Source organism: Streptomyces sp. NBC_00377 (assembly GCF_036075115.1).
Classification (GTDB): domain Bacteria; phylum Actinomycetota; class Actinomycetes; order Streptomycetales; family Streptomycetaceae; genus Streptomyces.
On sequence record NZ_CP107958.1, the window covers coordinates 2,089,910 to 2,114,877 of the forward strand.

The window sequence follows — 24,968 nt, forward strand, 5'->3', positions numbered from 1 at the left end:
TTGTCAGATTCCGGCCTGTTCGGACCCACCGCGGCGAAGGGCCGGGGACTATGCTGATGAGCGGACGCCCAGGACCCCGGTGGACGCACGGCCTGCTGACCACGATGCCACGGGAGCGGATTCTCGTCCGGACCCGTCGCATCTCCGAGGAGATCCCTGTCGGGCACCGAGTCCCGGAGCGCGGAACCCCGACCTGGTGACCCACTCACGTCCTCGTACGCCCCGGCCTCGGTCGCACCCCGCCGGGTACGAAGCCCCGCGCCTCGCGGACGGTGCCCGGTGGCGGTCCCGAGAACACCTGAACGGCTGGAACAGAGGTGTCATGCCTTATTCTGCGGCTGCCCATCCGCCTGCGGCTGCCCATCCGCCTGCGGGGCTCGCGTCCGCTCGCGCCGCCCTCGTCCCTTCCAGCGGGGCGGGGCGCCATGATCATCTCTCGGGCCCGCGGTCAGCCGTGGAGCGGAGGCGGTTGCGAGCAGCCCGCCGTGGAAGCGATGTGCCCGCGCCGGCTCAGCCGCCGACAGCCCGCCTGTTGCCGCGGGGATCTCACGGGTCCGTCGCGGAGTCCCGCGCAGCGGCGTCCGGCGAAGATGCGCGCGAGCCGAGCCCGGAAGTCCGACCAGGACGTCTCGCCGTCGCCGTACGGCAGCCCGGAATCTCCGTGGTGGTCTCGGAGGCCGCGGCCCTGGAGGGCTGCGGGTTCGGATCTTCCCCGGGGTGGCGGCGCCGGCGGCTCCCCCACGCGGCCCCAGCCCCCCGTGCCGTACGAGGTGACGGCTTCGGGCGGCCGGGATTCGACGGAGCGCTGCCACCTGCCGTCGGAGGGATCACCGGCGCCGGCGCCGACTTCACCGGGCTCCTGGTTCACCCGCACGAGCGGCATTGGGATGTGACCCGACGGTTGCGGGAACCGCTCCTCTCCGAGCGCCAGGCATCACCCGGTGTCGCCTTGGCGGACCGGGCCGACGAGCCGATCGTGGCCTCCCTCCGCTCCTGGCGCAGGAAAGGCGTCGGAAACGTCCGCGGGCCGGCCGACGGTGCCGTGTTCCTGGCGCTGATTCCCCCCTTGATCCGGTGGTCACCGTGATCCCCGCCAGCCGGTCGGCGCGGATCCAGGCTCTCGTGGCCGAGCAGGCGGCCCTGCGCGGCGCCCGGGTCGGCCTCCTCGACGTGTGTACGGCGGCGGTGGCGGCGCTGCCGGTCGGCGGGGCCGGGGTGTCCGCGATGTCCCGCGGCCGGGCGAGTCATCCGCTGTGCAGCACCGACTCCGTCAGTCAGCAGCTGGAAGAACTCCAGCTCACACTGGGCGAGGGGCCGTGCGTGGATGCCTTTGTCCTCGGATCCTCGGTCCTCTGCACCGACTTGTTGGCCGGTGAACTCCAGCGGCATTGGATGGTGTTCGCCGACGCGGCCCTGGAAGCCGGAGCCAGGGCGGTCTTCGCTTTCCCCCTACAGATCGGTGCCATCAGCCCCGGCGTACTCGACCTGTACTCCAGCAGCTCGGTCGAGCTGGACGCGGACGAGGTGGCCGATGCGATGGCCCTCGCCGACACTGCCACGCTGCTTCTGCTCGACGCCGGGATCAGCGAGACGGGTGTCCCGTCCGGCACCGGCGCCTCGGGCACCGACATGACCGGCACGGACCGGCCGGACGCCGCGCCCTTCGACGACCTGGGCGGTTACCGGGCCGAGATCGACCAGGCCACCGGCATCCTCATGGTCCAGCTCGGCGTCGGCGTCGAGGAAGCCTTTATCCGGCTGCGCGCCCACGCGTACGCCCGGGGGACACGGATCTCGGTGGTCGCCGCCGACGTGGTCGCCCACCGGCTCCTCTTCCCCCCGGAGACGACAGCGTCCAACCCGCAACCGCCGGATGCGCGGCCGCCCGACGAGGAGCCCTGATGCTCACGCCCCACAAACAGAGGTGTGCACGATGAAGGAACAGCTGATGGCCCGGACGTTCGTCGAACTGGCGGACAGTCTCGTCGCCGACTTCGACCTCATGGACTTCCTGCGCATGCTCACCGACCGCTGCGTCGATCTGCTCGACGCGAGTGCGGCGGGCGTCCTGCTCGCCGACCGCGACGGAGTGCTGCGCGTCATGGCCGCCTCCGACGAACGGGTGCGCCTCCTCGAACTCTTCCAGCTCCAGAACCACGAAGGCCCCTGCCTGGACTGCTTCCACACCGGGACCACCGTCTCCGTTCCCGACCTGCGCGACGAAGCGGCGCGCTGGCCTCTGTTCACCGCCCAGGCGCAGCGCCTCGGCTTCACCGCCGTCCAGGCGCTGCCCATGCGCCTGCGCGACGAGGCCGTCGGCGCCCTCAACCTCTTCCACACCACCCCGGCGCCCATCAGCCCCGCCGCCACCCCCTTCGCACAGGCCCTCGCCGACGTCGCCACCATCAGCCTGCTGCAACAACGCACCACCGAGCGCGGCACCCTCCTCAACGAACAGCTGCAGACCGCCCTCAACAGCCGCGTCCTGATCGAACAGGCCAAGGGGAAGCTCGCCGAACGCCGCCACACGGACATGGAGCGGGCCTTCACGACGCTGCGCGCCTACGCCCGCGCCCACAACCGCCGCCTGGCGGACGTCGCCCGCGCGTTCATCGACGAAACCGAGCACCTCCCCGGTCTCAGTCCGGGAAATTCCTGATCATCCCCTGCGAGAAGGGTTCGTCATGCCACTCGGCCCCACGACCGGGACCACCCTCGACACTCCGGGCACGCCCGACCGCCTCGACCGGGAGGAGCTGAGCGCTCTGGACGCCCATTGGCGGGCGGCGAACTACCTGGCCGTCGGGCAGATCTACCTCATGGCCAACCCTCTGCTGACCGAGCCATTGGCGCCTGAGCACGTCAAGCCGCGACTGCTCGGGCACTGGGGCACCTCACCGGGCCTGAACCTGGTCCACACCCACCTCAACAGGGTCGTCAAGGCGAGGAATCTGGACGCCATCTGTGTCTGGGGGCCCGGTCACGGCGGGCCGGCCGTGGTGGCGAACTCCTGGCTGGAGGGCAGCTGCACCGAGACGTACCCGGACATCACGCGGGACGCGGCCGGCATGACCCGCCTCTTCCGGCAGTTCTCCTTCCCGGGCGGCATCCCCAGTCACGTCGCACCCGAGACCCCCGGGTCGATCCACGAGGGCGGCGAGCTGGGCTACTCCCTCTCGCACGCCTACGGGGCCGCGTTCGACAATGCGGGGCTCCTGGTGGCCTGCGTGATCGGCGACGGTGAGGCCGAGACCGGCCCACTGGCCGCCTCCTGGCACTCGAACAAGTTCCTCGACCCGGTACGGGACGGTGCCGTCCTGCCGATCCTGCACCTCAATGGCTACAAGATCGCCAATCCGACGGTCCTGGCCCGGATACCGGAGCCCGAACTCGACGCCCTGCTCAGGGGATACGGCCACGAGCCCCTCCATGTCACCGGGGACGACCCTCACGCCGTTCACCAGACGATGGCTCGCGCCATGGACGAGGCCCTGGACCGTATCGCCGCCTTCCAGCACGCCGCCCGCACCGGTTCCGTCATCACCGAACGCCCACGCTGGCCGGTGATCGTACTGCGCACACCCAAGGGCTGGACCGGGCCGGCCGAGGTCGACGGCCTCCCGGTGGAGGGCACCTGGCGAGCGCACCAGGTGCCGTTGCAGGCCGTACGCGAGAACCCGGACCACCTGCGGCAGTTGGAGCGATGGCTGCGCTCGTACCGGCCCGAGGAACTCTTCGACGAGCACGGACGCCCCCGGGAACAGGTCCTCGCCTGCGTCCCCGACGGCGCACACCGCCTGGGCGCCAGCCCGCACACCAACGGCGGCCTGCTGCTGCACGACCTGCCCATGCCGCCCCTGGAGCGGTTCGCCGTCCCGGTCGACAAGCCGGGCGCGACGGCGCACGAGCCGACCCGCGTCCTCGGCGACCTGCTGGCGCAGGTGATGGCCGACACGGGCGAGCGGCGCGACTTCCGGCTGGTCGGGCCGGACGAGACGGCCTCCAACCGCCTTCAGGCCGTCTACGAGGCGAGCGGCAAGGCGTGGGAGGGCCAGGTACTGCCCACGGACGAGCACCTGGAGCGCGGTGGCCGGGTGGTGGAGATCCTCTCCGAACACACCTGTCAGGGCTGGCTGGAGGGCTATCTCCTCACCGGCCGGCATGGCCTGTTCTCCTGTTACGAGGCTTTCGTCCACATCGTCGACTCCATGGCGAACCAGCACATCAAGTGGCTGCGCGTCGCCCGCCGGCTCCCCTGGCGCCGCCCGATCGCCTCCCTCAACTACCTGCTGACCTCGCACGTGTGGCGCCAGGACAGCAACGGCTTCTCACATCAGGACCCCGGTTTCGTCGACCACGTACTGAACAAGTCGCCGGAGGTCGTGCGGGTCTACTATCCGCCGGACGCCAACACCCTGCTGTGCGTCGCGGATCACGTGCTGCGCAGCCGCGACTACGTCAACGTCGTCGTCGCGGGCAAGCAGCCCTGCTTCGACTGGCTCGACCTCGACGCCGCCCGCGCGCACTGCGCCCGCGGCGCCGGCATCTGGGACTGGGCCGGCACCGAGTCCGAGCCCGGCGAGCCCGACGTGGTGCTCGCCTGCGCGGGCGACGTACCCACCCTCGAAGTGCTCGCCGCGGCCTCGCTGCTCCGTCACCACCTGCCCGAACTCGCGGTACGGGTGGTCAACGTCGTCGACGTCGCCCGGCTCTTGCCCGCGGAGGAACATCCGCACGGGATGCCCGACAGCGAGTACGACGCGCTGTTCACCCCCGACAAGCCCGTCGTCTTCGCTTACCACGGCTATCCGTGGCTCATCCACCGGCTCGCCTACCGCCGTGCCAACCACCCGCACCTGCACGTACGCGGCTACAAGGAGGAGGGCAGCACCACGACCCCGTTCGACATGGTCGTCCGCAACGACCTCGACCGGTACCGGCTGGTCATGGACGTCATCGACCGAGTGCCCGGTCTCGCGGTCCGCGCGGCTGCGCTGCGGCAGCGGATGGCCGACGTCCGTTACCGCCATCACGACTGGATCCGCGCCCATGGGGCGGACCTGCCCGAGGTCGCCGAATGGACCTGGAGTCAGTGACCACGGAGTCAGTGACCACCCGTACGGCAGAGCTGCGGGTGGGGGACGCCGCCGCCGAGGACGCGAAGGCCGTGCTGGCCGCGCTCGCGAGGAGCCCCGACGGCCTGTCGGGGGGCGAGACGGGTGAGGCGGCCGAGCGGCTCGCGGCCTTCGGGCCGAACGCCGTACGCACGCACCATGTCCGCGTCCTGGCGGTCCTCGGGCGGCAGCTGCGCAGCGCCCTGCTGATCCTGCTGGCGGTGACGGCCGGGGTCTCGTACTTCTTCGGCGAGCGGACCGGCGCGGTCATCATCGCGGGGATTCTGGTGCTGAGCGTGGCGCTGGGATTCGTGAACGAGTACCGGGCCGAGAAGGCGGCACAGGCCCTGCACTCGCGGGTGCGGCACACGGCCGTCGTGGTCCGGGGTGGCCCGGCCACCGAGGTCGACGTGACCGAGTGGTGCCGGGCGATGTCGTGCATCTGACGCTGGGGCAGGTGGTGCCCGCGGACCTGCGCCTGCTGGAGTGCACCGCGATCAACAACCTCCTCTACGACGCAGGGCAGTTGGCCATCCCCACCGACCACGTCGACCCGGAGCGGCTGCGCGCGCCCTCGCACTGGGACATCGCCTTCATCCGTCGCTTCATGCTCTTCTTCGGGCCCGTCAGCTCCCTCTTCGACTTCCTCACCTTCGCGGTCATGATCGAGGTCTTCCACACCGGCGCCGAGCTGTTCCGCTCCGGTTGGTTCGTGGAGTCCCTCGCCACGCGGGCGCTGGTCGTCTTCGCCATCCGCACGCGCCGGGTGCCGTTCTACCGCAGCCGGCCCAGCCACCCCCCCCCTGCTGGTCAGCGCCATAGGTGTCGTCACCGTCGGTGTCGCACTGCCGATGTCCCCGCTCGCGGGACCGCTCGGCTTCCAGTCCCTGCCACTCGGACTCATCCTCGCCCTGGCCCTGATGGTCGTGCTCTACCTGGTGCTGATCGAGGGCGCCAAACACGTCTTCTACGCCCGCGCCGACGCACGGGCGGCGCTTCCACCGGGACGCCACCGCACCCTCCGGCACCGCATCCAACGGCGTGCCGGCCGCTTCAGCCACCCCGGACCGCTGCGACCCCGGTGACAGGCTGTCACCGGGGCCATCAGCGGCACCGCGTCGCACCGGGACGATCGTGTCGCCCCGGGCGGCCGGGGCCATCAGCCGCTCAGTGCCTCCTCGGCGTCCCGCCGCGTCGGCCAGTTGTCCCGCCGCTGCCGGGCCACCTCCGCACGGCTGCCGGCCCGCTCTCCGGGCAGGGAGACCGCCGGAGCGAGGGCCGGTGCGGGGGTGGCGGGCTCGGGGATCACGGCCCCTGCGGAGAGCGCGGCGTGCCGGTCGCTCCGGCGCACGAGCCGTCCGTCGGACTCGCCGTCGCTGTCCCTGCTCTGGTGCTCGAAGAAGCGGAGCATCTCCACGGGGAACGGCATCACGAGGGTGCTGTTCTTCTCGGCGGAGACGTCCACCACGGTCTGGAGCAGCCGTAGTTGGAGGGCTCCGGGGGTGTCGGCCATGGTCGCGGCGGCGTCGGTCAGCCGCTGGGACGCCTGGAACTCCCCATCCGCGGCGATGACCCGGGCGCGACGTTCCCGCTCGGCCTCGGCCTGCTTGGACATCGAGCGCATCATCGACTCCGGAAGGGCTATGTCCTTGATCTCGACGCGTTCGATGCGCAGCCCCCAGGGCTCCTCGGTGGGGGCGTCCATCACCTTCTTGAGTTCCGCGTTGATGTGGTCGCGGTCGGAGAGCAGCGTGTCCAGGTCGGCCCTTCCGATGACCGAGCGGAGCGACGTCTGCGCGATCTGGGAGACGGCGGCAGGATAGTTGCGCACGTTCACCAGGGCCTTGACGGGGTCGATGACCTTGAAGTAGACGACCGCGTCGACAGTGAGCGTCACGTTGTCGGCGGTGATGGATCCTTGCGGCGGGATGCCGAGGACCTCGGTCTGGACGGACACCTTCCGCATCCGGTCTCCGATCGGCCGGATGATCCGCAGGCCCGGCCCGCGGATGTCCGGCAGCAGCCGTCCGAAGCGGAACACCACGCCCTTCTCGTACTGCTGGACGTTGCGCACGCTCAGGGCGAGCAGGACCAGCCCGGCCACGGCGCACACCGCCAGCACGGTGATCAGAACACCCATGGTTCTCACTTTCCTTACGTCGATGGCGGTCCCGGACCCGAGCGGTCCGGGAAGCACACGGCACGGGAGGACCCCGGCCTGTCGTCTGCGGTGCGGCCGGGGTCTCGGGCTGCTTTTCTCTGGTGTGTCGGGCCCGGCTCAGCCGGGAGCACTCTGCGGTACGCCGGTCCGGGCTCCGCCGACTGTGGCCCCGGTGGCCGCTGGAGTGGGTACGGCCCTCACCTCGTCGTCGGCGGAGCGGAAACCGCCGGGATCTGCGGGCGCGCCGCGGGATCGCGGACTTCGTGGTCTTCCTCGGAGTCCCAGGCAGCCTGAACGGCCGAGTCGGTCTCCGACATCGTGCGCAGAAGCGCCGCCTCCACCATCAGCCGGTTCACGTGCGAGGTGCGCAGGCAGTCCCTGCCGGCGGCCATCAGCCAGAGGGCCGAGACGGGCGTCGGCTGCACCTAGCCGCCGAAGAGCACCGCCCCCAGGCCGGCCGGCCAATACGGGCGGTTCGTCAGGCCCCCGGTGATCAGCCCCGACAGCGGATCGGGCACGGCCGTCAGCGAGGAACCGGGAGGAGTGGAAGGGATCCCGAGTGACGTAGAGCAGGCCGGACTTCCGGGGATCGGCGTGGGAGAAATGGTCGCAGTCATGACGCGGACCCTGCTCCGGGCAGACCGGAACCGGCCCGGCGTGATCAAATCGCCGAAAGTGACAACGACCGGAAGCCGGTGCACGGAATACCCTCGGTAACACCAGCGTACTCCGTCGACGGTCCGAGCGGACTCCCCGTCCGGGTAGCGCGGCCGGTTGAGGGCCGGGCACGTGGAGCCTCCCCGGCCGGGTCCGGTGACAACACCCCCGGGCTCGCACCCGGGGGTGGTCCGAAGGCCACGGTCAACGGACTGCGACTCCCAAGCCCACTCTGTCCCGCACGACGGCGGCCATACTCTCCATGAGCCGCCCGGCCTCCGCGTTCGTGGCGGCGGGCGGCACCACCAGCAGGTCCCACCGGCCACGGCCGGGCGCCAGCAGGCAGACGGTGGACGGGGAGCGCTGGGTGGTCGTCCGGCGCAGGCGTACGACCTGGTTGGCGACGAGCAGCCGGCCCGGGAACGGGGACCATACGGCCTCATCCACGAGGACGCTGGTGACCTGTCCCCAGGCGTGCGGCAGGACGCCGAGCAGCCCGGGCAGTTCGGACGCCAGGTCGGGCGACTGGGGCCACCAGACGCCGTCGATGCGCCGGGCGATGTGGCCCTGTGCCGGCTGGGGCACCAGGCGCAGGCGGACGGCGGACGGGGAGGAAAGCGGGGGCGGTGGGGCGAGTGTCATGGGAACTCCTGAAGGGGATGCGGTCGCTCGGGTTCGCACGCGGCGGGCGGCGATACGGTCCGGGGTGGGCCAGCGCACGTCCCTGCCGCCGATCAGCCACCCCAAGGCGAAGGGCAGAGCGAGGGTGAGCACACACAGGGCCGGGCAGGCCCGGGACACGGCCCGGATGTCACGGTCGGCCAGCGGGTCGGGAGCGATGGGGTCCCCCCGCGCGAGCGAAGCCGAGCGTGGGGGAGCGTCGCGGGCGTGGGGTCGTTGCGGAACAGCCAGCCGACGTGGGCATCCAGCAGTCCCCGCAACTGGCCGCATACAGACGTGCCGTAGCGATACGGAGAGTGAGGATCGCCCGGCCGGTCGGTGAAGGCGTGATGGCGGCGATGAATGGCGACCCAGCCGATCACGTCCCCCTGGAAGCTCATGGATCCGGCCACCGCGAGCGCGGTGCGCAGCGGCCGTACGGCCCGCTAGTGCCGCGGCGGGCAACGTTTGCCCGTCAAGGAGCGGCGTCCGGTGCGTGCTCTCGGCGTGCCGGCCGGAAGTCCTCGTACTGGACGTACCTGGGCTTTCGGCCGGTGCGGCGAGAGTGCGTGCCGGGCGTCGCGACGGGGCGAACGTTGCCTGTCGCGGCACTAGCTGCCGTGCGTCAGGCCACGGTGGAAGCCGACCGTGACGCCGAGGCCCGTGACCGTGTAGAGCACCGCGGTGAGCAGGACATCGACGGAATGGATCAGGCGCCCCCACAGCAGCCAGACGGCCGGACCGAGTACCAGGAAACGGGAGAAGGACGATCAACGCCGAGATCGCCAGGGACAGCCGCTCGCTGCCGGTGCGCCCGGCAGCCGTTCCCTCGCGCGGGAAGGCCGCCCTCCCGTCGTACTCCGGGGACGGCGGGGCGCCTTCCGGCGGGACGGCGGACGATGAGCGGAGGATATGGAGAGACATGCGCGGTCCTTGACCTCGGTGACGACAGTGCGGCCGGGGTCTTGGGCTGCGCCTCTTCGACGTCGGTGCGTAACGGCATCGCTGAGAGCGGATGCGAGTCGCACGGACGGTGGATACGGGAGCTACAGGGGCTTGGGGGCTGGTGAGGACGTGGAGAGTGGGTGGCGGGGCCGTCAGGCGGTCTCGCCCTGGTGGGTGCGATCGGCGGGCGGTCCGTTGGAGTCGAGCGAACCGGCGGCGCGCGATGCGTCCAGCGTGAGGTGCAGCCGCGTGCCGGTACCCGAGGGGCCGGGATAGCTGCGCTGTTCATCGCCGGCGAACAGCAGCCGGAGCGCGTCCGCGACGCGTCGGGCCGCTTCCGGGTCCGCGGAGATCAAGCGGACCTCCACCCGGGCCTGCCCGCTCGGTTCGTGCTCGGCCTCAGGACGGGGTGGGCGGTGCGGGGCTTCGGATGTCATAGGGCGGAACCTGGCCCGGACCTGAGCGGCCCACATCTCTCTTGCGACGAGGACGAGACCGGTCCGGACACCGGCGTACGACGTGCCCTCGACGTCTTCAGCCTACTCCTGCCGTTCGGGGCAGCCGCCGCCGTACATCTGAAGTGGTGCGGTGACGGCCGAAGCCACCGGCCGGCGCCCGATGACGGGATGACGGGTCGCTCGATCATGAACAGCTCCCCGGACGACGACGTGACAACCGCGCCAGCCTCACCGATGACCGTGGTGCAGCGAGACCGGTCTGATCACCTGCGACGGCCCCCGGTTCCTGTCGGCCCACTCCTGCCGGTACAACGGCCACCGCAGCCGAGTGCCGGAAGGAGTACGGTGAGGACACCGAGGGCATTTCGCACACCGGCTTCCACGCCGGGTCGTTCTCGGCGAGAGATGAAACCCGGGCCGTAACCCCAGGGGCGGCCCGGAGACGGGTCCGCATCATGACCGCGACCTTCGAAGCAACCCTGCCGCGGCCAACACCCATCGCGGACCACCCTCCCGCCCGCCTCATACTGAAGACGGACGGCCCCTCCCGTGGACTCCTGGACGGCGCCTGGTGGCCGCGCTCGCGTGACCTGTTGCGCGAACTGCCCGCACTGACCGACGCGCTGGACCCCGTGTGGGGCCGCATCACCCGTGTCGCCGTCAACCCCGAGCACTGGCCGGTCATCCCGCGCAAAGTTCCCGTCAACGGCCACGTCGTGAAGGTCGGCTGGTTCACGCCGGAGATCGACCCGCACAAGCTGCTGCTGCTCTCCTACGGCACCGGACGCTGGGATCTGCTCATCATCCCACCCGAGACCGGGGCGCAGTCGGCGGCCCGCCTGATGGCGGCCGCCTCCGAGTACGACGGCCCGCCGCTGACCGCGAGCACACTCATCGCCGCGGATCAGGCCGGGCGCGCAGGCTCCGCGGCCGACCGGCCACTCGATCCGGACGAGGCTTGGGAGTACGAGGGCGGTACCTGCGTGACGCCCGCAGCGGTGCCGGCAAAGGCCGGTAACGTCAGCCGCCTGATCATCGGCATGTGAGGCAGCGCAACCCAGTTCCAGGGCACAGCCCGAAGTCTCGGGAGCCCTGGGAGCCGACTTCTGGAACCGGCTCGCAGCCCCGTCTGCCGACGAGCGCGCAGGAGCGTGTGGTCAGAGCCAGTCCCAGTGTTTGAAAGCGAAGTACAGCGTCAGGGAGGCAACGACGATGACGGCGCTGGAGACGATGAATCCCGACTGGTGTGCGAAGCCGGGATAGGGAAGGTTCTGTCCGTAGAAGCCGGTGATCGCTGTGGGCACGGCGATGATCGCGGCCCAGCTCGTCACCTTCTTCATGATCAGGTTCATCCGGTTCGCCTGCACCGACAGGTTGGTCTCCATCACCGAGGCCACCAGGTCGCGCAGCGACTCCGTCCACTCGCCGGCACGCAGCACGTGGTCGTACACGTCTCGGTAGTACGGCAGCAAGGGTCCGTCGACGACGTCGAGGTCGGGGCGCATGAGGGCGTTGACGACCTCCCGCATGGGCAGGACCACGCGACGGAGCCGGACCAGTGATTTCCGCAGGGCGTAGGACTGGCGCTGTACGGTCTGGATCTGCCGGCCGCCTTCGGCGAAGATCAGAGCGTCCAGTTCCTCGATACGTTCGTCGAGCTGCCGTACCGCGGCGAAGTGCCCGTCGACGACATGGTCGAGCAGGCCGTGGAGCAGAAAGGCGACCCCGTGCGCTGCCAGAGCCGGGGTACGGTCCCAGCGGGCGACCAGCTCGTCGAGGGCGAACGCGGCGTCCTTGCGGACCGTGATCAGCGCCTGTGGCGTGAGGATGACCGCGAGCTCGCTCATCGTCAGTCCCGCGCCGTCCGGGTCGACGGCGACCGCGTAGACACTGAGGAAGTGATGGGTGCGGTAGTTGTCGAGTTTCGCCCGCTGTCCCTCGTGCAGCGCGTCCTCGAGAGCCAGCTCGTGGAGGCCGAGTTCCTCGCCGACCGCCGTGAACTCGGCGCGGTCCGGGCGGTACAGGTCCAACCACACGGTGGTGGACGGGTCCTCCAGATGCCGGGAGATGTCCCGGACCGGGAAGTCCTCCTCGACCAGGGAGCCGTCGCGGTACAGCCGGGTACGGGCCATGTCGCGCACCCTAACGGCACCGGCGGAACATCAGGGGACAACACTACCGGGCATCCACTCCGACGGGCGGCGCCTCGATCGCGTTGAACTCGGGGGGCCGCCCGGCAAGGACAGCCCTGCCGGCGCCCGGACCTGGCAGAGGTCATTCCTCGGGCTCGTGACGTGTCTCGCCGGTCCGAGGGTCCTCCGTGGGGATCGGGTGTGCCTGATGAGTGCCGGTGGCGATGAGGATCTGTGCGGCATCGGTGACGTTGTCGGCCCGGACGGCCCTGGCCATCGCGGCAAGGGCGGCGTCGGGTGTCGCGTGCGGCGGGACCACGAGAAGGGAGAAGTGGTCGCCGTCGCCCCGAGTGATCAGGACGGTGTCATCACCGACCGGGAAGGAGTCGATATGGACGACCTGGTCGTCGATGACCAGGCGCGTGGGAAGTTCATCCCAGGCGGTGGCGTCCAGGCCGACACGCGTGATGGGGCCGAGGTGCCCGGTCAGCACGTGGATGAGGCCGGGCAACTCCGCGCCGATGTCGCGGGAACGCGGCCACCTCGCGCCGTCGAAATTGCCTTCCCGGGATTGTGTCGTCCGCAGCCGCAGAAGTACCGTCCCGGGTTTCGCGGCCCGGTGGATCGCGTCCGGCAGGAGCCCGGGGGCGCGAGGGGTGTCGGATTCTTTCATGGCGTGTCCGCCTGTCTGCGGGCTTCGGTGTCACCGCCGAACGCGTGACCTCCTCCTCTCAGCGTAAGTCGTGCGCGGCCGCACCGGCTGCGTTCGCCGGTGGTACCGGACTCGCTGCCTCTCGGTAAAACTCCTGCTCACGTGCACGTTCCGGGGCCTCGGAACGGCGTAGAGTGAAAGGACCGGGAGTACTTCGCACACCAGGCCGCCGTGTCGGTGTCGTTCCCGGCGAGCGACAACACCGGCCTCCGAGAGGGGGCCCGGGGACAGGTCCGAGTCATGACCGCGACCATCGAACCTACGATCATCAAAGAGCGGCCGCCTTCGGCGTCGGCCCGGCTGTCCCTGACCCCGGTCGGCCCGGTTCCAGGTCTCCTGGACGGTGCCTGGTGGCCCCGCTCCCGTGATCTGCTCCGGGAGATCCCCGCTCTGACAGACGCACTGGACGCATGCTGGGGCCGGATCACCCACGTCACCGTGAACCCGACCCACTGGCTCGTCATCCCGCGCAAGGTGCCCGTCACCGGCCACACGGTGCATGTCGGCTGGTTCACCGACGAGCAGGACCCGAACAAAGTGATCCTCCTCTCCTACACGGTGGGCCGCCTGGACCTGCTGGTGATCCCTCCGGAGACGGAGCCGGCCGCCGCCGCCCGGCTGATGTCAGCGGCAACGGTTTCGAGAGGTATCCGCACCGCCAGCGGTCTGATGGCCGACGAGGCCCTCAGCCACGACGCGACAGATGTTCAAAGCCGGGAAGCGGTATGGGAGACCGACGGCGGAGCCGCGATCGGGATCTCGAGATCCGCCCCGAGGAGGTGAGGACGTGGAGACCGTCGTCACCGTCGCCGTGATCATTTTCGTGATCATCGCGGGAATATTCCTGATCCACCGGCTCAACGCACAGCATGACGAAAGGATCGGGGCGTTCCGTTACAGCGACGCCCTACCGGGAATCGGTCGGCGGACCCGTAAGAGCCCACGTGCCACCGTGCCGAAGGGCCCTCCTGCCGACGCCACACGCCATGAGCATCAAGAGGACAGCCGCTGATGACGCAGACCTGCTTCGAGCCAAGGGTGGGTGTGGGGCAACGGCCGTCGCACCCACCGGCACGTCGCCCGTGATCCACGTCGTCCTGAACGAGCAAGGGGTCACATCGAGGTCACTTGAACTGCCGTCGGCCGGGCACGCGGAGGTTCGTATCGTCGCCGCCGACCCGGAGGCGGCTCGCCGTGTCGCGGGGATTCTCCGCCGTTGTTTCGGCGCCACGGAAGCGCGCAGCTACCCCGCAGGCCCTGACGGCGGAACACGCCTCCACCTCACCGTGGACAGCACGCGCATGGCGGAGCCGGTGCAGGTCGACTGGGCCCGAGGAAACACACCCGGGATGGTCCCGCTGACGCACAACGGGATCCAGCTCATGGAGACCGAGGAGAAGGACTGTGACTGACGCTGCCCAGGCCACCCTCAGGGCCGCGGCCGGCCGCATGACGGCCATGTCCCGCCATACGACGAAATAGGATCCTGGGCATATCCTGGTGAGTGGGCCGGTGCACTCTCACGTGCAACGACCCGGAAGGGCGGCCCCGGTGTGTATACGCCGGGGCCGTTGCGTCACCGGCACATGCCACGGGGAGAAGGTGGTGATCCACTCGGTCGATCTCCGCGAGTGACGCAACTGCGACCTCGTCGACATGCAGGGCCGAGAGATGAGTCCGCCGTCCACGTGGACGGCGGACCACGTCTTGCCCGCCGCTAACGCCCGGAGGCTGACGCGGTGCTGTTTCTTCTGCTGTTCATGGTGACGGTCGCGCTCGGTGTCCCGGGGGCGCTCGCCAGGGGTCGAGAACGGCGTGCCGGAGCACATCAAGACCGCGTCGAACACCACACACCAGGCCCATCCCCGAACAAAGAAACCCCCGCCGGAGCCGGCCGACGGGGGCTCCTCACCTCTCACCGACGCCCCTATAACGAGGGGGCGCTGGACGCCGTCCTGACCAGGTTGAAGACCTCACGGGCGGCATATCGCTTGAGGCATCGAATGATCTCACGTCGGGTCTTGCCCTCCTGGGTGCGGCGTTCGTAGTACGCCTGGGTGCGGGGATCGAAGCGCAACCGGGTGAACACGATGCGGTACAGGGCGGCGTTCGCCTGCCGGTCGCCGCCATGGTTGAGGCGACGCCTGGTCCGGCGGCCCGAGGAGTACTCGATGGGACTGACCCCGCACAAAGCGGCGAAGGACGCCTCAGTGCTCAGCCGCTCGGGATTGTCTCCCATGGTGATCAGCAAAGTGACGGCACTGTCCGGGCCGATGCCCACCGGTACGAGCAGTTGCGGGGCATGGCGCTCGACGAGCCGGGTCAGGCACCGGTTCAGCTCGTCGATCTGCCCGGTGAGCTGCTCGATGCGCTCGGCGAGCATGCTCAGGGTCATATGGGTGGCCTGGGCCACCGCGTCCCCGTCGCCCCCGCCGTCGCGCAGGCCGAGGCGCGCGCATGTGCGGAACAGCTCGCGGTTGCCCAGACCAGACAAGCGTTCCCGTAGAGCGGGGTCGGCTATGACCAGGACGGCCTTGAGTTGGTTGATCGCCTGGGTGCGGGCCTTGACCGCGGAGTCCTTTGCGAGTTGAACATCCGGGCGCTGTGCACCGGACCGTCGCCGGATTTGGCCCGGGCCCGGGCGCGACCGCTGAGCACGGCCAGCGCAGCAGCCCGCGCATCGAGCGGGTCCGACTTCCCGAGCAGACGGCGGCCAGTACGGTCAGGCCGGTTCACTTCGTACATTTGGACGTGCTGAGCCAGCAGGTAGCGGGACAGGCCCGCTCCGAAGGTGCCGGTGCCCTCTACACCGGCCCGGCGCACCGTCCCCAGCTTGCCTTCGGGCTCAGCGCAGTTTCACCTCCCAGTCACCCGGGTTTTCGGCTGCCTCGCCGCTGGTCGGGCAGCCGTCCATCCAGGTACCGAAACCCGTGGGGTCCTTGCCTTCGGTCGACCAGCCGGCGTGCGTGAACGTCGACAGGTCGGCCACGTAGCCGGATGAGGTGGCGATCCGCAGTGGCAGGTGGACGGAGACGGTGTGGCCATGGACGATCGGCTGGACATCGACGGTTCCGCCCAGGACGTCATTTGTTCCGTGCACGGTCACGCTCCACATGGAGTCCAGCCACGTCAGGCTGACAGCGGGCTCGTCCATGTCGTTCGTTCCGTTTCCCAGCCAGGTGAAGTACTGCGCGTCGGAGATGCCGGAACCGGCCTGGGGCGGATCGGCGGCGAGAGTGTAGATCACGGTCACCCCATGGCCGTTGCGCACCACGCTCGCCTCCTTGATGCGGAGGTAGGCGGGGGGCGGCGTTGACGGGTCGGTGATGCTTCCCCCGGCGGCGGTGAAGTACATGTTCTTGGTCCTGCCCGTACAGGTGGCGGACACCTGAGGAAGTGGGCGGGTGGAATGGCTCGGTGAGGCGTGCGGGGCCGCCGAAGGCGTAGGGGTGGAGGCGGGCGCAGCCGACGCATGCGTTGCCGCACCTCCTGCGTCAGGTGCTTTGACGAGGGCAATGACCACGGCGCTCATACATGTCATGGTGAACAGAGTTCCCAGGCGTCGGATACGGCGGGGGGAAAGGAAGGGCGCGTGCAAGATGCTCGGGCTCCAGTTGTGTATGTGGGATCACGGCGATCGGAGTCACCGGGCCGGAAGTTCGGACGGGTGTGAGGATGACTGCTGTTTTGTTTTCGGCCCTCACTCCGTGCGGAACGTCGCCGCGGCCGAAGGCAGGTCCTCATCATCCGCCGCGTGGAGCTTTGCGTCCCCTTCCGACCTCCCGCGGTAATGTGCGGTGTACGCGACCGCGGACCCGCTGCCCACGGCGAGCAGCAGCGCTACGGTCCCCGTTCCCCATCCCTTCGCAAGGACGACGACCGGGGCTGCTGCGGCCACCGCGGTGAGGACTGCGGTCATCCACGCCTCAAGGTGACGGGACGGTACGAAGGGCCGCTGTTCACCCCAGAGGCGCACGATCGCGATGGCGAGGGCTGGAACTACGAGCATGTAGCCGGCGAACCACGCCCATCGCCACTCGGCGAGCACCCACATGACGGCAGTCCACACCAGCCAGCAGGCCAAGCCCGCGGCAGCGAGGCCGAGCAGGACGGCGCATCCCAGCGCCGAGTCACTGCGGTTGTCAGAGCGAGCCATGTTCCCTCAGTTTCGAACGACAGTGGCGCGGCGTCTCGGATGCAATGCGTGGGCGGCCTTCCCGGCCGGGTGCAATCCGAGGTTGACGTCGTCGTCTGTCCGATGTCGTCGTTGTGTTGATGTCGTCGTAGGCCCGGCGTCGTGTGCGGCGCAGGGGTCGACGCCGTCCACTTCCGCGGCGCGCGCTTTGGTGGATGCCCCGGCAGGGGGGCCCAGGCCGTAGCCGGTCGGACGGATGGCGTTCTAGCCGCCATAGGCCAGGGCCCCGAGAATGAATCCCGCCGTCATGCCGACGATCGAGAGGCACAGGGCGAGGGCCGCGTGCGGTTCCTTCCTGTGCAGGGCAACGGCTGACAGGGCGATCGCCGCGGGTCCCAAGACTATGGGGAAGAACAGGACCGAGACCGCCGCGCAGGCGAAGGCGGCCCACACCAGGCTCGCCGAACTTCCTCCGCCCGGCTCGCCGTAGGTGGTTCCGCACTCGGGGCAGAACGCCTTCGCCGTCTGCGTGAGGGTCCCACAAGCGGAGCAGAGTCTCGTCGGGGCCTGCCATGAGGACGCCGCGCTCACGCGAAGCTGCCCTTGGCCACCGAGAGGATCTTCTTGTTGGGGCTGGAGAACAAGGCAAAGATGTTGTCCACGTGCGCAGTCGAGCGCAGCGTCAGTTGCGTGTGTCCGGCCTGGGCCACCGGCACCACGGTGATCACGAGCTCGCCCCAGGTCGGATACTTTCGGTAGGTGCCGGCCACCTGTCCGAGGACCATCCCCGTCTGCACATCCTTGAACCCTGCCGCCATGAGGCCCTTAGCACACCGGGTCAGCCACTCGTCGCGTTCTCCGGCGACGACAAGCACCTCTTCCATGCTTTTGCGGATTGCCACTGAAGTCCCCCAAGGGATGAAATGTGAGATTGCCGAGAGGTCGATTGGTGACAGGCGGTCACCGGTGGGCTATCGCGAACGCGATGACTCGCCGCTCCACACCCACGCGCGCCGTCGCGGTGCGGCCCGGCGCTCTGACCGCCCGTGGACCGTCGGTTCGACCGGTCGTGAAACAGCTGAGCTTCCTCGGCCGCGCTCGCGTATCGCGAACGCCGGCAGATTCGCCGATCGCCGACTGCCCGACGACAGGCTGTAGCGCTCAGTCCGCCACTGTTCGTGTCGAGTCGGCGGCGTCCAACCCGCCAAGGCTGCTGTCGCGGGCAGTACGGGCCCTCAGACGTGGTGCCGGTGCACCCATCACAGCGGCGCCAACCGCCAAGAAGCGGTCAGGCGGCACCGCTGGTGACGACTAAGCGCACCCACGTCCCCGCGTGGGTCGCTTGCCCATCTCCCGTCATCAGACCTCTCCGGCGAGCAAGAAGGTGAAGAACTTGCGATGCATGTGTATATCACGCAAGTAGTTGAGGCGGGAACATGATCCCGGAGGGAGGGTGACCGGCCCCAAAGAGCAACCTGACCAGCCGTTATCCATAGGCGGCACTTAGTTGACTGTTTCACCGAACGTGTGGATCATCTCCACACCTCGTCCGTGATCCTGCCGTGCTCTGGAGCCACATGCCCTGCCCTTCTTGCGGCATACCCGTCCGCGATGACGGTGACCGGTTCTGCGCCGGCTGCGGCACAGCACTGCCTCGGTCGGGCCAGCCCGAGTCCTCGGCGCCATCGGCGCGAAGTGACCGCCCCAGCACGGCAGCACCGCCCATGAGCCACGGCGAGCGACGGGATCAGCCGGCGTCGCCGGAACCGGCGCCCTCTGCGCCCGCGCCCCCGATCGCCCCGACGGCTCCGCCCATGTTCGCGCCGCCGGCACCGTGGGCTTACACCCCGTTCGCCGGCCATCAGGCCGACGAGGGCCTCGGCGCCGGAGCAGGGGCACCTGGCGGAGGCCCGGCGGCCACACCAGTGGGCCCAGGGTCCTACGGCGGTATCGACGCCTACGGCGGCCCGGCCTCCGGTCAGTGGCACGTTCCACCGCCTGCCGGGGCCGCCTATGCGTTCCCCACGTCTCCGCAGCCGGCGACCTCAGGCGGACTCGGGTTTCTGACCGGCGACGCATGGCACGGTGTGCCGTTGGCGAGTTGGGGACAGCGGGCCGGGGCCTGGTTCATCGACGCGTTGGCCGCATACGTACCGATGGCACTGCCGCTGATCATCGCGGTCACCTCCGGGAACTCGATCGGTGCCGCCGGAGTGGTCCTCTTGTGCCTGGTGGCCATCGGTTGGCCTGTCGGCTACGTCGTCATCCAAGTCGCGGGCGAAGGCAGTACCGGACAGGGCCTCGGCAAGCGCCTGGTGGGTATTCGTGTCGTTCAAGCGAGCGATGGCCAAGTCATCGGCAGTGGGCAGGCGTTCGGCCGCCAACTGCTGCACCTCCTCGACTGGCTACCGTCGTGCTTGATCGTTCTCCCGCTCGGGTTCCTGTGGCCCCTTTGGCACAACAAGCGGCAGACCTGGGCCGACATGCTGCTCGGCACCGTTGTGATCAGGTCCGCATGACCGGGACCGTCCGAGGGGCCGGTGCCTGGCTGTACTGCGCACGCTGCGGGCAAGCCGGTATCACGAGTGGTCATGGGCCGTGCCCCGTCTGCGCGATCGCCCATTGGCTCCCCGATCACGGACTGATCGAACAGATCGGGCACCCCGAAACCGCGCTGGTGAGATCGTTGGCCGAGCTGCGCGGCCAGCAGTCCGCCGCAAAGGCCACGGCTCGGATTCTGGCAGACCCTTACGCACCCGACGGCTCGCCCGTCTCCCTCGCACGGTCGGTCCTCTACACCTGGCCCGCCGACGATCCGCCTCTGCATGTCTGCGGCACCAACCTCCTCGCCATGGCCACCGTCACCCAGCCCCTGCGCGCCTTGCTGGGAGGAGTCACCCTCCCGGTCGGACCTGGAGCTGTCACACTCGGCTTCGGCCAAGCCGGTCGGCAGGCCGACCAGCGGCTCTCACCTGTCGACACCGGTGCTCTGATCGTCAGCCTCGGCCAGGTCGCCTACTTCGGGCGCGCTCAGCGCTGGTCCATACCCGCACGTGATCTGCTGGGTTTCCAGCCCCAGCAGATCGCCCCACAGGTGGTGCGACTGGTCCTGCACACCACCGCAGCCATCCAACCCCACGCACTCGACGTTCTCCACGACGGTCACTCCCCCAGCGCGGCCTTCTACCTCGAATGGGCCCAGGCCCACGCACACCACCGGGTCACCGACTTCGAGGACCTCCTCGAGACCCGCCTGGCCGCGCTGCGCGCCGCGAACGCCGACGCCCGGGCCCGCTACGCCGCCAGCTCGCCTGTGTACCGCTGAGTTGCATGATTAAGCACCAACAACGAGGCCAGAGAGAAGCCGTGCCGGCGCTCCCGCCAACCGACTATGGCTGACGCAGCCCGTGTCTGCCTGGACTACGGCACCGAATACCAGCGGTCCGACGCCACCGAGCGTGACCTGCTGGAGATCCTGACGGCGTACTCCTGTCGGCGAAGTGCACGGTCTCGATGGCCAGGTGGTCGGCGACGGCATGGGTCGGGGTCCGCGGTACAGGTCCCATCCCAATGCCCGACTGACGGCGCACGGCCAACGACTCCTGATCGATGGGGTCCGGGCCGGTCGCCCCATCGCGCACGTTGCCGATGAAATGGGCATCCAGGATCGGCAGGACGTCCCCCAGGACGACCGGTTGCAGCGCGCGCGTCGGCAGTCTGGTTACTTGGGGAGGGGAAGCGTGACCGCCACCAGCGAGGCCCGATCCGCGGACGGTGCAGCACGCGACCGAGCAGAGCCGGCTGCGCCGCCTGATGCGCTACACACCTTTGATCGCCCCCGTCCTGCTGTGGACTGTGCCCTGCTGAGTGCTGCTGCACGCCGGTCAGCACTGGCCGCTCCCCGTGGCGCTGGGCGGCACTGCCCTGTTCGTCCTCGGTCTGATCGGTATGCCGCTCGCGACGGTGCGCGGCCACGACGGACGGCAGCAGGACTGGGCGGCGATCGTCGGGGACACCCTGCTGGGCACCATCTGGACCCTGTTCCCCTGGTCCGTCCTGCTCGGCGTCCTGCTGCGCCTCGCCCTGACCGTGACCGGCGTAGGCGACGGTCAGAACCGGGCCCGGATGGTCACCTGGGCGGTCCTCTGCGCAGCAACCGTGCCGCTTCCTGTTCCGTAAGTCCTTCGTCTACGACGAGGCACGCGCCGAGGAGGTCATGGCGCTGGAGGAGCGCGAGGCCATCAAAGACCCCCGGATGCTCGTCCAGGGGCTCGTGGTGCTCGCCCTGGTCGTCGTCGGCTTCGTGCTCCATCCGGTGCCGCACTACGAGCCCGGTGTCGTCGCACTGCTAGGCGCCGGCCTGCTGATCGCGGTGTCCGCCGTGGAGACCGGCGAGGTCCTCGGCGAGGTCGAGTGGCCCACCCTCGCGTTCTTTGCCGGGCTGTTCATCATGATCGGCGGTCTGATCGAGACCGGCGTCATCGGCGAGGTCTCCAAGTCCCTCGCCGACGCCATCGGCGACAACGAACTCGGCGGCTCCATGCTGCTGAGCGCGTCGGCCGTGCTGTCCGGCATCGTGGACAACATCCCCTCCGACCCACCGCTACATGCTCCAGACGGCCGTGATCGGCGCCCGGCTTCTGGACTGGCCGGCCAAAGACGTCTGACACCGCCCGCCGCCACGGCCGGCCGCCGACAGCGCGCACGCCGACCACAGCCGTCCCCCCGCCCTCGATGGCCCGCGTCCACTCACCTCGAGCTCCGACCCCGCTGACACGGCCTGCCGCACGGCCCGGCTACGCGGCCCTCAGCGCGTCGAGGGCCCCGGTCACCGTCCTCGTCAGCTCCCCGGCATCGGCGCCTGCACGGGAACGTAGATTGACTCCGTAGGCGAGCAAGGCCAGCAGGTCGGCCGCGGCCCCGGGGTCGGTGCCGGGTTTGAGCTGAGCCTTGGCCTCGGCGGCGACGAGTGCCGTGCGCAGCGCCTCCCGCAGCTCCCCGTGGTGCCGGTCGAGGACGGCCCGGATGTCGGGGTCACTGTTCTCGCCGCCGGCATGGGCGTTGGAGACCATGCAGCCCCATTGGGCGTACGCGCCTGAGCAGCGGGCCTCGATCAGCGCGGCGAAGAAGTCGTGAACGGCGGGCAGGCCGCGGTCGTCTCCGGCCAGGCGGCTGAACGCCGGATGGGAGCGTTGCTCGATGTACCGGCGCAGTGCGGCACGGTACATCTCCTGCTTGCCGCCGAAGGTGGCGTAGAGGCTGGAGCGGTTCAGGCCGGTGGCCGTCACGACGTCCTGGATCCCGGTCGCCTCCACGCCCTCGCGCCAGAACAGCCGCATCACGACGTCCAGGGCCGTGTCGGGATCGAAGTGTTTGACGTCCGGCATGTCTCAGTCCTCGGCATCTTGAAATGAGGGTTCCAAGATACCGCCCCGCCCGCTATCTTGAAACGGTCGTTCCGAGATAGCGGAAGACGACATGACCGGCGCCCCAGGAGGAACCTTCCGATGACGCTCAACGCCGAGCTGCACGCCTTCTACACAGCCCGCCAGCAGCAGATCCCCGCCGACATCCGGCAGATCATGCAGCGCACCGGCCAGGAACTCGCCAACTCCGGTCAGGCCGACCGCGCACTGGCCGTCGGCGCACAGGCCCCTCTCTTCCACCTGCCGTCCGCGGCCGGCAACCCCGTGAGCCTGGCCGACCTGGTCAAGACCGGCCCCGTCGTCCTGTCCTTCTACCGGGGCGCCTGGTGCCCCTACTGCAACATCGCCCTGCGCGCCCTCCAGCAGCACCACGACGAGATCACCGCACGCGGCGCACACCTCGTCGCGGTCTCTCCGCAAGTCCCCGACGAGTCCCTCTCCCTGGCCGAGAAGCACCAGCTCGCCTTCAGCGTCCTCAGCGACGTCGGCTCCGACACCGCCAAGCAGTACGGCCTCGTCTTCGACCTCCCCGACGACCTCGCAACCGTCTACTCCAAGCTCGGCTTCGACCTCCAACGCGTCAACGGCGGCCACCCGCGCACCCTCCCGCTGCCCGCCACCTACGTCATCGACCGCGACGGCGTGATCCGCTGGGCCTTCGTCGACGCCGACTACACCAAGCGCGCCGAACCCGCCGCCGTCCTGGCCGCCCTCGATGCCCTGGGCTGAGTGCCGACGTGGTGCGACTGGCCGCACCGCCGTCAGACACGGGCGAGTTCGGCGGCGCCGAACGACACGTCGAAACGGTCGCACCAGATGCTCACGCTGCGGTAGTTCGACGGATCCACGTCACGGGGCAGGGCGTAGTTCTGACTTCCCTTGTTGCCCTTCAGCTTGCCGAGGCTGACGTACTTCCCGTCGTCGAAAACACGCCATCCAGCCTTCCCCGGCTTCACCTGCGCGTCGGTCAACCAGACACGCAAGTCCGGACCGTTGCTGGTGTCGAGGTTCTCCAGCCGGACGACACGGGAGCCGTCAGCCAGCCGTACGAGCTTCACCGCGCCCGAAGTCGCATGCTCGTGGCTGATCAGCTCACCACTGGCCAGCACCTGCGGGCCGGTGGCCGGGGAGGGCGGCGCGAGGGTCTCTTCCGAGGGCGCCGCAGCAGGAGCGGACACGTCCGCGACCCCGGGCAGGGCCTCTTGGACGGTCTCGTCCTGCCACAGCTTCCAGGGCTGAAACCAGTACAGCCCGAAGCCGACTGCGCCGACCGCCACCACCACAACCGCGATGACCCACGGCCCGGTCAATGCCTTCCGCACGCGCCCCATCCCCGCTCGCCTCCTGAGATTTTCCTGTTGCGCTCCCATTCAACGGGCACGGGCGGCCGTCCTCCAGCCTGCTGCTGATGACGAAATACTTACGTCGCGCCGTCGGCAATAGGGGCGGGAGCGGGAGGCGTCCCACCTCCTTTTCGAGCGCTACTACCAGGGGCCGGCAGCGCACCGTCGCCGAGAGCCCCTTCGACAGCAGAAGAAGTCCGCGACGCTCTGGAGGGATCCTCCAAACGCCTCCACCGTCCACAGCAGGGCGAGCCCGATCGCGAGCTGCCGCGCGAGGCTTCAACAGGATGGCCGAGAGCCATACTTGCTCATGTAGGTGGCATAGCGTGGTGGCTTGAAATGAGAGAGGCAGCAATTCGGTGAGCAGCGACAGCCATGGGGTCGGGAAGGCCGAGGTACGGCTCAAATGGGACCCGAGCCCCTGGGATCGGCCACCCCATCATCTCGACATCATCGCCGCCACCTACTCGGCGGACGCCCCCTTCGGGCGGCCGGTGTACGTCGTCCACTTCGACAGCCGCTCACCGGACGGCACCATCAACATGAGCAGGCACAGCCAGACCGGCCAGGGCTTCGGCTACGTCGAAGCGATGACCCTGGAGCTCGATCGCCTCGCTTCCTCCTTCGCTCGGGTGGTGGTGGGTGTAGCGATCCACCAGAACAGCGGCCCCAAAACCTTCGGCGACCTGTCGAACGCCGGGGTTCTGGTCGTCGAGGGGTACAGGGAGCTACTGAAGGACGACTTCGCACAGCTCTCCGAACACACCGCCGCGACGGTCGCGGAGTTCACCAGGGACGCCTCCGGAACGTGGGAGTACCGCGAGATGGTCCGAGGATTCGACAGCGACCCCGTGATCTTCACCGCCGAGATGGGCAGCACCCCACAGCCCTGACCAAGCAGCAGCGCAGGAAGCGTACGACCGTCATGGTGGTGCCCTCGTGGACCCCTGGACCGAAGCGCCAAGCACCCGGACACGGCTGAAGCCAGTGGTGGGCGGTATCCCCGCAGATCCGCTCCCGGCGCGGCTCACGTCGTCTGCGGCCGGCCGGACTCCGGGCCCACAGGGACGCTCGCGGAGTGCGACCGCCTGGGCGACGGCCGGGCCGACTGCTCCGCCATGCACCGCCTGAATGGCGTGCACGTGCAGTTGCTGACCGATCGGGATGGCCGACCGCCGTCGATCTCAGCCCGGATGCCCTTCCGGTCGTCGGCGGATTCGCTTGG

Annotated in this window: 27 protein-coding genes and 2 pseudogenes; 15 read left to right on the top strand and 14 right to left on the bottom strand. The window is 69.4% G+C overall.

The window, feature by feature from the left end; translation table 11 throughout:
- The first annotated feature begins 1,083 nt into the window (after positions 1-1,083).
- The 4 genes from OHS71_RS09450 to OHS71_RS09465 are packed head-to-tail and all read left to right on the top strand — an operon-like array spanning position 1,084 to position 5,560.
- Positions 1,084-1,902, top strand: coding sequence for a GAF and ANTAR domain-containing protein (locus OHS71_RS09450; protein ID WP_328478774.1), 819 nt, complete (start codon positions 1,084-1,086; stop codon positions 1,900-1,902).
- A gap of 31 nt (positions 1,903-1,933) precedes the next feature.
- Complete coding sequence (locus OHS71_RS09455; protein WP_328478776.1) at positions 1,934-2,659, top strand: GAF and ANTAR domain-containing protein; 726 nt, start codon at positions 1,934-1,936, stop codon at positions 2,657-2,659.
- A 25-nt stretch (positions 2,660-2,684) separates the two neighbouring features.
- Positions 2,685-5,096, top strand: a complete 2,412-nt coding sequence (locus tag OHS71_RS09460) for a phosphoketolase family protein (protein ID WP_328478778.1) — start codon at positions 2,685-2,687, stop codon at positions 5,094-5,096.
- Positions 5,093-5,560: a cation-transporting P-type ATPase gene (locus OHS71_RS09465; RefSeq protein ID WP_328478780.1), complete on the top strand. Its 468-nt coding sequence runs from the start codon at positions 5,093-5,095 to the stop codon at positions 5,558-5,560. Before OHS71_RS09460 ends, OHS71_RS09465 begins: the two co-directional genes overlap by 4 nt.
- 64 nt (positions 5,561-5,624) lie before the next feature.
- On the opposite strand, the gene OHS71_RS09470 is transcribed toward OHS71_RS09465, so the two are convergent.
- A complete protein-coding gene (locus OHS71_RS09470; protein ID WP_328478782.1) occupies positions 5,625-5,867 on the bottom strand; it encodes a hypothetical protein in 243 nt (80 codons plus the stop codon).
- Between the two features lie 98 nt (positions 5,868-5,965).
- On the opposite strand from OHS71_RS09470, the gene OHS71_RS09475 reads away from it, so the two are divergent.
- Positions 5,966-6,199, top strand: a complete 234-nt coding sequence (locus tag OHS71_RS09475; protein WP_328478784.1) for a hypothetical protein — start codon at positions 5,966-5,968, stop codon at positions 6,197-6,199.
- A 74-nt stretch (positions 6,200-6,273) separates the two neighbouring features.
- On the opposite strand, the gene OHS71_RS09480 is transcribed toward OHS71_RS09475, so the two are convergent.
- The 4 genes from OHS71_RS09480 to OHS71_RS09495 form a co-directional block, all read right to left on the bottom strand.
- Positions 6,274-7,254, bottom strand: a complete 981-nt coding sequence (locus OHS71_RS09480; protein WP_328478786.1) for an SPFH domain-containing protein — start codon at positions 7,252-7,254, stop codon at positions 6,274-6,276.
- A gap of 218 nt (positions 7,255-7,472) precedes the next feature.
- Positions 7,473-7,700, bottom strand: coding sequence for a hypothetical protein (locus OHS71_RS09485; protein ID WP_328478788.1), 228 nt, complete (start codon positions 7,698-7,700; stop codon positions 7,473-7,475).
- Between the two features lie 436 nt (positions 7,701-8,136).
- The gene (locus OHS71_RS09490; protein WP_328478790.1) at positions 8,137-8,574 is read right to left on the bottom strand and encodes a DUF5994 family protein; all 438 of its coding nucleotides are present in this window, start codon (positions 8,572-8,574) and stop codon (positions 8,137-8,139) included.
- Between the two features lie 1,115 nt (positions 8,575-9,689).
- Positions 9,690-9,974, bottom strand: a complete 285-nt coding sequence (locus OHS71_RS09495) for a hypothetical protein (RefSeq protein ID WP_328478792.1) — start codon at positions 9,972-9,974, stop codon at positions 9,690-9,692.
- A 476-nt stretch (positions 9,975-10,450) separates the two neighbouring features.
- Here OHS71_RS09495 and OHS71_RS09500 point away from each other — a divergent pair, with 476 nt between their 5' ends.
- Positions 10,451-11,041 (top strand): DUF5994 family protein, encoded by a 591-nt coding sequence (locus OHS71_RS09500; RefSeq protein WP_328478794.1) that lies wholly within the window; start codon positions 10,451-10,453, stop codon positions 11,039-11,041.
- 111 nt (positions 11,042-11,152) lie between these two features.
- Here OHS71_RS09500 and OHS71_RS09505 read toward each other — a convergent pair whose 3' ends face one another.
- Entirely contained in the window at positions 11,153-12,127 is a 975-nt protein-coding gene (locus OHS71_RS09505) for a magnesium transporter CorA family protein (protein WP_328478796.1), read from the bottom strand.
- Positions 12,128-12,269: 142 nt separating this feature from the next.
- Positions 12,270-12,800 carry a DUF5994 family protein gene (locus tag OHS71_RS09510; protein WP_328478798.1) on the bottom strand — a complete coding sequence of 177 codons (531 nt, stop codon included), beginning with the start codon at positions 12,798-12,800 and terminating at the stop codon, positions 12,270-12,272.
- A gap of 279 nt (positions 12,801-13,079) precedes the next feature.
- Here OHS71_RS09510 and OHS71_RS09515 point away from each other — a divergent pair, with 279 nt between their 5' ends.
- The 3 genes from OHS71_RS09515 to OHS71_RS09525 all read left to right on the top strand — a co-directional run bounded on the left by OHS71_RS09515 (position 13,080) and on the right by OHS71_RS09525 (position 14,251).
- Complete coding sequence (locus OHS71_RS09515; protein WP_328478800.1) at positions 13,080-13,622, top strand: DUF5994 family protein; 543 nt, start codon at positions 13,080-13,082, stop codon at positions 13,620-13,622.
- Positions 13,623-13,626: 4 nt separating this feature from the next.
- Positions 13,627-13,851, top strand: coding sequence for a hypothetical protein (locus OHS71_RS09520; protein ID WP_328478802.1), 225 nt, complete (start codon positions 13,627-13,629; stop codon positions 13,849-13,851).
- 85 nt (positions 13,852-13,936) lie between these two features.
- Positions 13,937-14,251, top strand: a complete 315-nt coding sequence (locus OHS71_RS09525; RefSeq protein ID WP_328484455.1) for a hypothetical protein — start codon at positions 13,937-13,939, stop codon at positions 14,249-14,251.
- A gap of 515 nt (positions 14,252-14,766) precedes the next feature.
- Here the strand turns inward: OHS71_RS09525 and OHS71_RS09530 are convergent.
- From OHS71_RS09530 to OHS71_RS09550, 5 genes are all read right to left on the bottom strand, one after another.
- Positions 14,767-15,333: a transposase gene (locus OHS71_RS09530; RefSeq protein ID WP_328478804.1), complete on the bottom strand. Its 567-nt coding sequence runs from the start codon at positions 15,331-15,333 to the stop codon at positions 14,767-14,769.
- Between the two features lie 351 nt (positions 15,334-15,684).
- Entirely contained in the window at positions 15,685-16,227 is a 543-nt protein-coding gene (locus OHS71_RS09535; RefSeq protein WP_328478806.1) for a hypothetical protein, read from the bottom strand.
- Positions 16,228-16,539: 312 nt separating this feature from the next.
- Entirely contained in the window at positions 16,540-16,995 is a 456-nt protein-coding gene (locus OHS71_RS09540) for a hypothetical protein (protein ID WP_328478808.1), read from the bottom strand.
- A 243-nt stretch (positions 16,996-17,238) separates the two neighbouring features.
- Positions 17,239-17,565 carry a hypothetical protein gene (locus tag OHS71_RS09545; RefSeq protein ID WP_328478810.1) on the bottom strand — a complete coding sequence of 109 codons (327 nt, stop codon included), beginning with the start codon at positions 17,563-17,565 and terminating at the stop codon, positions 17,239-17,241.
- Positions 17,562-17,858: a hypothetical protein gene (locus OHS71_RS09550; protein WP_328478812.1), complete on the bottom strand. Its 297-nt coding sequence runs from the start codon at positions 17,856-17,858 to the stop codon at positions 17,562-17,564. The genes OHS71_RS09545 and OHS71_RS09550 overlap by 4 nt, the downstream gene beginning before the upstream one ends.
- Positions 17,859-18,788: 930 nt before the next feature.
- On the opposite strand from OHS71_RS09550, the gene OHS71_RS09555 reads away from it, so the two are divergent.
- The 4 genes and pseudogenes from OHS71_RS09555 to OHS71_RS09575 all read left to right on the top strand — a co-directional run.
- Entirely contained in the window at positions 18,789-19,493 is a 705-nt protein-coding gene (locus OHS71_RS09555; protein WP_328478814.1) for an RDD family protein, read from the top strand.
- A gap of 158 nt (positions 19,494-19,651) precedes the next feature.
- A complete protein-coding gene (locus tag OHS71_RS09560) occupies positions 19,652-20,299 on the top strand; it encodes a hypothetical protein (protein WP_328478816.1) in 648 nt (215 codons plus the stop codon).
- A 415-nt stretch (positions 20,300-20,714) separates the two neighbouring features.
- Positions 20,715-21,141, top strand: a pseudogene (locus OHS71_RS09570) (metallophosphoesterase); the annotation flags it as partial.
- Between the two features lie 49 nt (positions 21,142-21,190).
- A pseudogene (locus OHS71_RS09575) lies at positions 21,191-21,508 on the top strand (SLC13 family permease); the annotation flags it as partial.
- 262 nt (positions 21,509-21,770) lie between these two features.
- On the opposite strand, the gene OHS71_RS09580 reads toward OHS71_RS09575, so the two are convergent.
- Positions 21,771-22,361, bottom strand: a complete 591-nt coding sequence (locus OHS71_RS09580; protein WP_328478818.1) for a TetR/AcrR family transcriptional regulator — start codon at positions 22,359-22,361, stop codon at positions 21,771-21,773.
- Between the two features lie 120 nt (positions 22,362-22,481).
- Between OHS71_RS09580 and OHS71_RS09585 the strand changes: the two genes are divergently transcribed.
- On the top strand, positions 22,482-23,129 hold the full coding sequence (locus tag OHS71_RS09585; RefSeq protein WP_328478820.1) for a peroxiredoxin-like family protein: 648 nt from the start codon (positions 22,482-22,484) through the stop codon (positions 23,127-23,129).
- Positions 23,130-23,161: 32 nt separating this feature from the next.
- On the opposite strand, the gene OHS71_RS09590 is transcribed toward OHS71_RS09585, so the two are convergent.
- Positions 23,162-23,731 carry a DM13 domain-containing protein gene (locus tag OHS71_RS09590; protein WP_328478822.1) on the bottom strand — a complete coding sequence of 190 codons (570 nt, stop codon included), beginning with the start codon at positions 23,729-23,731 and terminating at the stop codon, positions 23,162-23,164.
- Between the two features lie 371 nt (positions 23,732-24,102).
- Here OHS71_RS09590 and OHS71_RS09595 point away from each other — a divergent pair, with 371 nt between their 5' ends.
- Positions 24,103-24,636 (top strand): TerD family protein, encoded by a 534-nt coding sequence (locus OHS71_RS09595; RefSeq protein WP_328478824.1) that lies wholly within the window; start codon positions 24,103-24,105, stop codon positions 24,634-24,636.
- The last annotated feature ends 332 nt before the right edge of the window (positions 24,637-24,968 follow it).

Excerpts from the sequence above, each read along its gene's own strand:
- OHS71_RS09505 (WP_328478796.1), bottom strand. The coding sequence starts at position 12,127 with ATGGCCCGTACCCGGCTGTACCGCGACGGCTCCCTGGTCGAGGAGGAC.
- OHS71_RS09475 (WP_328478784.1), top strand. The coding sequence starts at position 5,966 with ATGTCCCCGCTCGCGGGACCGCTCGGCTTCCAGTCCCTGCCACTCGGA.
- OHS71_RS09515 (WP_328478800.1), top strand. The coding sequence starts at position 13,080 with ATGACCGCGACCATCGAACCTACGATCATCAAAGAGCGGCCGCCTTCG.
- OHS71_RS09555 (WP_328478814.1), top strand. The coding sequence starts at position 18,789 with ATGTTCGCGCCGCCGGCACCGTGGGCTTACACCCCGTTCGCCGGCCAT.
- OHS71_RS09480 (WP_328478786.1), bottom strand. The coding sequence starts at position 7,254 with ATGGGTGTTCTGATCACCGTGCTGGCGGTGTGCGCCGTGGCCGGGCTG.
- OHS71_RS09490 (WP_328478790.1), bottom strand. The coding sequence starts at position 8,574 with ATGACACTCGCCCCACCGCCCCCGCTTTCCTCCCCGTCCGCCGTCCGC.
- OHS71_RS09460 (WP_328478778.1), top strand. The coding sequence starts at position 2,685 with ATGCCACTCGGCCCCACGACCGGGACCACCCTCGACACTCCGGGCACG.
- OHS71_RS09455 (WP_328478776.1), top strand. The coding sequence starts at position 1,934 with ATGAAGGAACAGCTGATGGCCCGGACGTTCGTCGAACTGGCGGACAGT.
- OHS71_RS09585 (WP_328478820.1), top strand. The coding sequence starts at position 22,482 with ATGACGCTCAACGCCGAGCTGCACGCCTTCTACACAGCCCGCCAGCAG.
- OHS71_RS09590 (WP_328478822.1), bottom strand. The coding sequence starts at position 23,731 with ATGGGGCGCGTGCGGAAGGCATTGACCGGGCCGTGGGTCATCGCGGTT.
- OHS71_RS09550 (WP_328478812.1), bottom strand. The coding sequence starts at position 17,858 with ATGGAAGAGGTGCTTGTCGTCGCCGGAGAACGCGACGAGTGGCTGACC.
- OHS71_RS09500 (WP_328478794.1), top strand. The coding sequence starts at position 10,451 with ATGACCGCGACCTTCGAAGCAACCCTGCCGCGGCCAACACCCATCGCG.
- OHS71_RS09580 (WP_328478818.1), bottom strand. The coding sequence starts at position 22,361 with ATGCCGGACGTCAAACACTTCGATCCCGACACGGCCCTGGACGTCGTG.
- OHS71_RS09470 (WP_328478782.1), bottom strand. The coding sequence starts at position 5,867 with ATGGCGAAGACGACCAGCGCCCGCGTGGCGAGGGACTCCACGAACCAA.
- OHS71_RS09495 (WP_328478792.1), bottom strand. The coding sequence starts at position 9,974 with ATGACATCCGAAGCCCCGCACCGCCCACCCCGTCCTGAGGCCGAGCAC.
- OHS71_RS09540 (WP_328478808.1), bottom strand. The coding sequence starts at position 16,995 with ATGGCTCGCTCTGACAACCGCAGTGACTCGGCGCTGGGATGCGCCGTC.
- OHS71_RS09510 (WP_328478798.1), bottom strand. The coding sequence starts at position 12,800 with ATGAAAGAATCCGACACCCCTCGCGCCCCCGGGCTCCTGCCGGACGCG.